Origin of the sequence: Streptomyces sp. MZ04 (genome assembly GCF_004684775.1) — a bacterium.
Taxonomy (GTDB): domain Bacteria; phylum Actinomycetota; class Actinomycetes; order Streptomycetales; family Streptomycetaceae; genus Streptomyces.
Genome location: NZ_SRIC01000598.1, coordinates 1 through 980 on the forward strand (window position 1 = coordinate 1; position 980 = coordinate 980).

General features: G+C 73.5%; 1 protein-coding gene. It reads left to right on the forward strand.

The window, feature by feature from the left end; genetic code table 11:
• Window positions 1-57: 57 nt before the first annotated feature.
• A partial coding sequence (locus tag E2651_RS43405; protein WP_245239568.1) for an MFS transporter occupies window positions 58-980 on the forward strand: 923 nt, incomplete at its 3' end.

Below are 980 nucleotides of genomic sequence, written 5' to 3' on the forward strand. Positions count from 1 at the left end.
CCCCCGGCCACCGCGCCCCACACGGCCTCACCGCCACCCTCGAGCCCACGCCCCTGGGTGGCGCTCACACTCCTCTGCCTGGCCCAGTTCATGCTGGTGCTCGACGTCACCGTGGTGAACGTCGCGCTGCCGAGCATGGCCGCCGAACTCGACCTGGACAGGACCGCCCTGACCTGGGTCGTCACGACGTACACCTTGTGTTTCGGCGGCCTGATGCTGCTCGGCGGTCGGCTCGCCGACGTCCTCGGGGCGCGCCGCACACTGCTCGCCGGGCTCGCCCTCTTCACGGTCGCGTCCCTCGTCACCGGGCTCGCGTCGGATGCGACGACGCTCCTCGCGGGACGCACCGCCCAGGGCATCGGCGCCGCACTGCTCTCGCCGGCCGCCCTCGCGATCGTCACGACGTCCTTCCACGGCCGCGACCGCCATCGTGCGCTCGGCGTGTGGGCGGCGATCGGCGGCGCGGGCGCGGCCTTCGGCGTGCTGCTCGGCGGGGTTCTGACCGACGGCCCGGGCTGGGAGTGGATCTTCTACGTCAACGTGCCCATAGGGGCGGCCCTGTTGCTCGCCCTGCCCGCCGTCGTCCCCGCCCGCGCACCGCGCCCGGCCCGCCTGGACGTGCCGGGTGCGCTCCTGGTCACCGCTGGTACGGGGTCGCTGATCTACGGCCTGGTCGCGGCGGGCGACACGGGCTGGTCGCATCCCCGGACGCTGATTCCGGTGGCCGTCGCGGCGGCGCTCTACGGAGTGTTCGTCGCCGTCGAGCGCGTCCAGCGCACGCCGCTGATCGACCTGGCGGTGCTCCGGCGCCGGCCGGTCGTCGTGGGCTCGTATCTGATGCTGGTCGCCACCGCGCTGCTGATCTCGCTGTTCTTCCTGGGGTCCGTGTTTCTTCAGGAGGTACGCGGCCACAGCGCCCTCAGGACCGGGGTGCTGTTCCTTCCGGTGGCCGTCGCCACGGCGGTCGGCGCGCACCTGGG